Genomic DNA, 4,327 nt, shown 5'->3' on the forward strand with positions numbered 1-4,327 from the left:
GTTTGCGAATGCGTTCTGCAGCACGCTCATCATCACGAGGCCGGGGACCAGGAAGCTCGTGTACTCCACGCCCGGATAGACCTCGACGTGGCCGCGCAGCGCGTGGCCGAAGATCGTGAGATAGAGCAGCGCGGTGATGACCGGTGCGAGCACGGTCTGGAATGCGACCTTCCAGAAACGCAGCACTTCCTTGTAGAACAGCGTACGGAAACCGCTCATGCGAGACCCTCGACCACTTCAGGACCGTTCATCACCTGCACGAAGACATCCTCCAGATCGGCCTTGCGAACCTCGACCTCTTCGAGCTTGCAGCCGTTCGCGCGGCACATTGCGAGAATGCGCTCCACGTCGTCGTAGCTCGCGAGGCGCAAGAGGTGCTGGCGCGCGTTGACATTCGACGGATCGACCTCGAGCGCGCGCAGCTCGGTGGGCAGCACACCTTCCGAGAAGCGCAGATAGAGCTGCGTGCCCGCGAAGCGCTGCAGCAGCGTGCTCGTGCGTTCTAGCGCAACCATTTCGCCGCGCCGCAGCATCGCGATGCGATCGCACAGCTGTTCGGCTTCCTCGAGATAGTGCGTGGTGAGCACGATGGTGTGCCCTTCCCGGTTCAGGCGCGAGATGAACTTCCAGAGCGTCTGGCGCAGTTCCACGTCCACGCCGGCGGTCGGTTCGTCGAGCACGATCACGGGCGGCCGGTGCACGAGCGCCTGCGCGACCAGCACGCGGCGCTTCATGCCGCCCGAGAGCGCACGCATGTTCACGTCGGCTTTCTCGGTGAGATCGAGATTGGCCATGACCTCGTCGATCCACGCGTCGTTGTTGCGCAGACCGAAGTAGCCGGACTGGATGCGCAACGTCTCGCGCACGGTGAAAAACGGATCGAACACCAGTTCCTGCGGTACCACGCCGAGGTTGCGGCGCGCGTTGCGGTAGTCGGCGACGACATCGTGACCGCGCACGGCGATCGAGCCCTCGTCCGCGCGGGCGAGGCCGGCAAGAATGCTGATGAGCGTCGTCTTGCCCGCGCCGTTCGGACCGAGCAGCCCGAAGAACTCGCCGTCTTCGACCGTGAAGCTGACGCCCTTGAGCGCCTGAAGCGACTTGTAGCGCTTCTTGACGTTACGGATTTCTATGGCTGGCATGACTAATACGCCGCCCGTTTGGGAACGGTGCGGCTCAAGAGTGCATTAATGCTGCGGGGAAGACCGGAATTGGGGACGGCTTATGAGGCCGGCTTTGCTTGTCTCGACGCCCAGGCGGTGCATTTTGCGCCGAGGCAGCGCCCAAAAAACGGTTGATTATAGGCCAAGTCGGAAACCCCGGCCTCGCCTTGGAATGGGAAGGCACCGCCCCGGCTGCGCGGCATCATGCCGCCCGGACGCGTTCGCCCGGCGAGGCGGCGCGCGTCAATGTCGTTCGTGCAGGAGCGAATCGACGCCGTAGGCGCACGCGAGGGACGCGAGCGCGGGAGGCAAATTGAGAACGGCGAGGGAGGTGCCGCGCTCGCGCGCGGCGCGCTGCCACGCGATCAGCACGGCGAGCGCCGACGAATCGAACTGGGTGAGCGCGGCGCAGTCGACGGCGGTTGCGCCCGCCGCGATCTGCGCGAATCCGGCCGAGAGCGCGGCTTTCGCGCTCTCGTGGGTCAGCTTGTGCCCGGTGGCGAAGCGCTCGCTCACGAGGTCGCCTTGCCCGATGCGAGCTGCTGGTTGCGCTGCGTGAGGAACTGGATCAGGCCGTCCACGCCGCCTTGCTGGATCTTTTCCTGGAACTGCTGCTGGTACGCCTGGATCAGCCATGCGCCGAGCACGTTGATGTCATATACGCGCCAGCCTTGCGACGTCTTGTAGAGGCGATAGTCGAGCTCGATCGGCTGGCCGTTGTTGAGCACCGTCGAGCGGACCACGACGTCGGTGTCGTCCGGGTTCGCGCGGAACGGCTTGTACTGGATCTGCTGGTCGCGCACCTGGGCGAGCGCGCCCGAGTACGTGCGGATCAGCAGCGCCTTGAACTGCTCGATGACCTGTTGCTGCTGCTCCGGCGTGGCGGTGCGCCAATTGCGGCCCATCGCAAGCTGCGTGGTGCGGCGGAAATCGGTGTACGGCAGGATCTTTTCGTTGACGAGCTGAGTGATCTTGTTGATGTCGCCGGACTGGATCGACTTGTCGCCCTTGATCTGGTCCATGACCTGCTGCGTGACCGTCTTCACGAGCGTGTCGGGATTGCTGCTGTCGACCGTCTGCGCGAAGGCGCCACCGGCAAACGAAAGAAACATGGCGAAAATCGGGTACAGAAAGAATTTTTTCATATCGAGTCCTGCTAGTTGGGGGACATGCGCCCAGTTGGAGCCAACGATAGCACGCGAGTTCTATCTCGCTATGTCAAAAAGTGCCGCAAAGTGCGACAGGCGTTTCCGCTTGTTACGTCAGACAGATATGTCGGACACCCGATGCGGCGAGGCGACAGCGCCTCGCCGGGCACGGCGCTCAATGCAGACGCAACAGCCCCGGGTAGCCGATACGCGCCGGCGGGATCATCTGGTCGCTCGGCACGGTGGTCTCCGAGGCGCCCGCCGGCGCGGCGGCGCCGGCCGGCCCTTCCAGCGTGGCCGGCACGCCGGCCGCGCCCGGGGCAGCGGCACGCGTGGCGCCCGAAGCGGGAACGGCGGCACCGGCTGCCGCCGAAGCGGGTGCCGCTGCCCCAGCGGCAGCGCCCGTGGCGGCTGCAGCGGGCGCTGCGCCTTCCTCTTCGTCGTACTTCGGCAGCGCGGTGCCCTCGCCATAATCCGGCAGGTTGTTCGACCCGCGGCCTTCCGAAATCAGATAGCGGCGGCGCTGCAGATACGCGTTACGCACGAACGAGTACCTGTCGATCGCCGCGTTTTCGAGCAGGTCGCTCGCACCCAGCAAGTTGGCGCGCGTGCTCACCACGTTCAGGCCGTACAGCCCCCACGAAAGCGCCGCCGGATCCAAATAGGTGAGCGGATTGATGAAGTAGTTGGGCACGAGGCCCACGCCGTCGCGCACCGTGCTCGGACCGAACAGCGGTAACACGAGGTACGGCCCCGGCGGCATGCCGTAGTGGCCAAGCGTGAGACCGAAGTCCTGGTTGTGCTTGGGCAGCTTCGCGAGCGTTGCCACGTCGAAGAGCCCCCCCACGCCGAAGACCGTGTTGATCACGATCCGCATGATGTCCGAAACGCCGTCGGCGATCTTCAGTTGCAGGAAGTTGTTCGCGACGTTGTAAACATCGCCGATGTTCGAGAAGAAGTTCGTCACGCTATCGCGCACGGGCTGCGGCGTCACCTTCACGTAGCCCTGCGCCAGCGGCTTGAGCGCGTACTGGTCGACCTTGTCGTTGAACGTGTACACCGTGCGGTTGAAGCCTTCCCACGGGTCTTCCTTCGACGGCGTCTGCACCGTCGAGCACCCCGCCAGCGCAAGCGCCGCCACGCCGAGCGTAATGGCGCGCATGCGTATGGTCGTCATCGTTGATTCTCCTTATTGGGCTGCCGGGGCAGCCGAGGCGGCCGAGGCCGCAGCAGCCGGCCCGCTCGCCTGTGCGGGTGCCGGCGCAGCGTCCGCGCTCGCGCCGCCGGACGATTTCGCCGCGCCCGAATCGGCGGCCTTGCTGTAGAGGAACTGGCCGATCAGGTTTTCGAGCACGATGGCAGACTGCGTCATCGTGATGGTGTCCCCGGACTTGAGCATTTCCGAATCGCCGCCCGGCTCGAGCCCGATGTACTGCTCGCCGAGCAGGCCGGATGTCAGGATCTTCGCGGACGTGTCCTTCGGAAACTGGTACTGCTGGTCGATGTTGATCGTCACCAGCGCCTGATAGGTATTGGAGTCGAAGCCGATCGACGCCACCCGGCCCACGGTCACGCCCGCGCTCTTCACAGGCGCGCGCGGCTTGAGGCCGCCGATGTTGTCGAACTTGAGCTTCACCGCATAGGTGGGCTGGAACGACAGCGAACTCATGTTGCCGGCCTTCAGCGCGAGGAACAGCAGCGCGATAAAGCCCAGCACCACGAACAGGCCGACCCAGAAGTCGAGAGCATTCTTTTTCATCGTCATTCCAATGAGATTCCATTGCGGCGGCGCTCATGCGAGCGCCGCGAGGCCGGAGCGCCGGCCTTAGCTGAACATCAGCGCGGTGAGCAGGAAGTCGAGCCCGAGCACCGCGAGCGACGCGTACACGACCGTCTTCGTGGTCGCGCGCGACACGCCCTCGGGCGTCGGCTTCGCCTCGTAACCCTGGTAGAGCGCGGTGAAGGTCACGGCAAAGCCGAACACGATGCTCTTGATCACGCCGTTGCCCACGTCTG

The 4,327-nt window shown here is 64.8% G+C and carries 7 protein-coding genes; all 7 read right to left on the reverse strand.

The features are described 5' to 3' along the window. On the reverse strand, positions 1–219 hold a 219-nt coding region (locus VMJ11_RS11615; RefSeq protein ID WP_325619562.1), incomplete at its 3' end, for an ABC transporter permease. Continuing rightward, positions 216–1,142, reverse strand: a complete 927-nt coding sequence (locus VMJ11_RS11620; protein WP_325619563.1) for an ABC transporter ATP-binding protein — start codon at positions 1,140–1,142, stop codon at positions 216–218. The genes VMJ11_RS11620 and VMJ11_RS11615, both read right to left, overlap by 4 nt. Before the next feature lie 264 nt (positions 1,143–1,406). Continuing rightward, positions 1,407–1,679 (reverse strand): STAS domain-containing protein, encoded by a 273-nt coding sequence (locus VMJ11_RS11625; protein ID WP_325619564.1) that lies wholly within the window; start codon positions 1,677–1,679, stop codon positions 1,407–1,409. After that, positions 1,676–2,308 (reverse strand): ABC transporter substrate-binding protein, encoded by a 633-nt coding sequence (locus tag VMJ11_RS11630; protein ID WP_325619565.1) that lies wholly within the window; start codon positions 2,306–2,308, stop codon positions 1,676–1,678. The genes VMJ11_RS11625 and VMJ11_RS11630 overlap by 4 nt, the downstream gene beginning before the upstream one ends. Before the next feature lie 178 nt (positions 2,309–2,486). After that, positions 2,487–3,488 carry a VacJ family lipoprotein gene (locus tag VMJ11_RS11635; protein WP_325619566.1) on the reverse strand — a complete coding sequence of 334 codons (1,002 nt, stop codon included), beginning with the start codon at positions 3,486–3,488 and terminating at the stop codon, positions 2,487–2,489. 12 nt (positions 3,489–3,500) lie between these two features. Beyond that, positions 3,501–4,076 carry an outer membrane lipid asymmetry maintenance protein MlaD gene (mlaD, locus tag VMJ11_RS11640; RefSeq protein ID WP_325619567.1) on the reverse strand — a complete coding sequence of 192 codons (576 nt, stop codon included), beginning with the start codon at positions 4,074–4,076 and terminating at the stop codon, positions 3,501–3,503. A gap of 60 nt (positions 4,077–4,136) precedes the next feature. Further along, positions 4,137–4,327 (reverse strand): ABC transporter permease (locus VMJ11_RS11645; protein WP_325619568.1); only part of this gene is annotated, 191 nt, incomplete at its 5' end.

This window comes from Paraburkholderia sp. (assembly GCF_035501035.1).
GTDB lineage: Bacteria > Pseudomonadota > Gammaproteobacteria > Burkholderiales > Burkholderiaceae > Paraburkholderia.

What these genes read in the sequence shown, in the direction of transcription:
- VMJ11_RS11620 (WP_325619563.1), bottom strand. Translation starts at nt 1,142, where the DNA reads ATGCCAGCCATAGAAATCCGTAACGTCAAGAAGCGCTACAAGTCGCTT.
- VMJ11_RS11630 (WP_325619565.1), bottom strand. Translation starts at nt 2,308, where the DNA reads ATGAAAAAATTCTTTCTGTACCCGATTTTCGCCATGTTTCTTTCGTTT.
- VMJ11_RS11635 (WP_325619566.1), bottom strand. Translation starts at nt 3,488, where the DNA reads ATGACGACCATACGCATGCGCGCCATTACGCTCGGCGTGGCGGCGCTT.
- mlaD (WP_325619567.1), bottom strand. Translation starts at nt 4,076, where the DNA reads ATGACGATGAAAAAGAATGCTCTCGACTTCTGGGTCGGCCTGTTCGTG.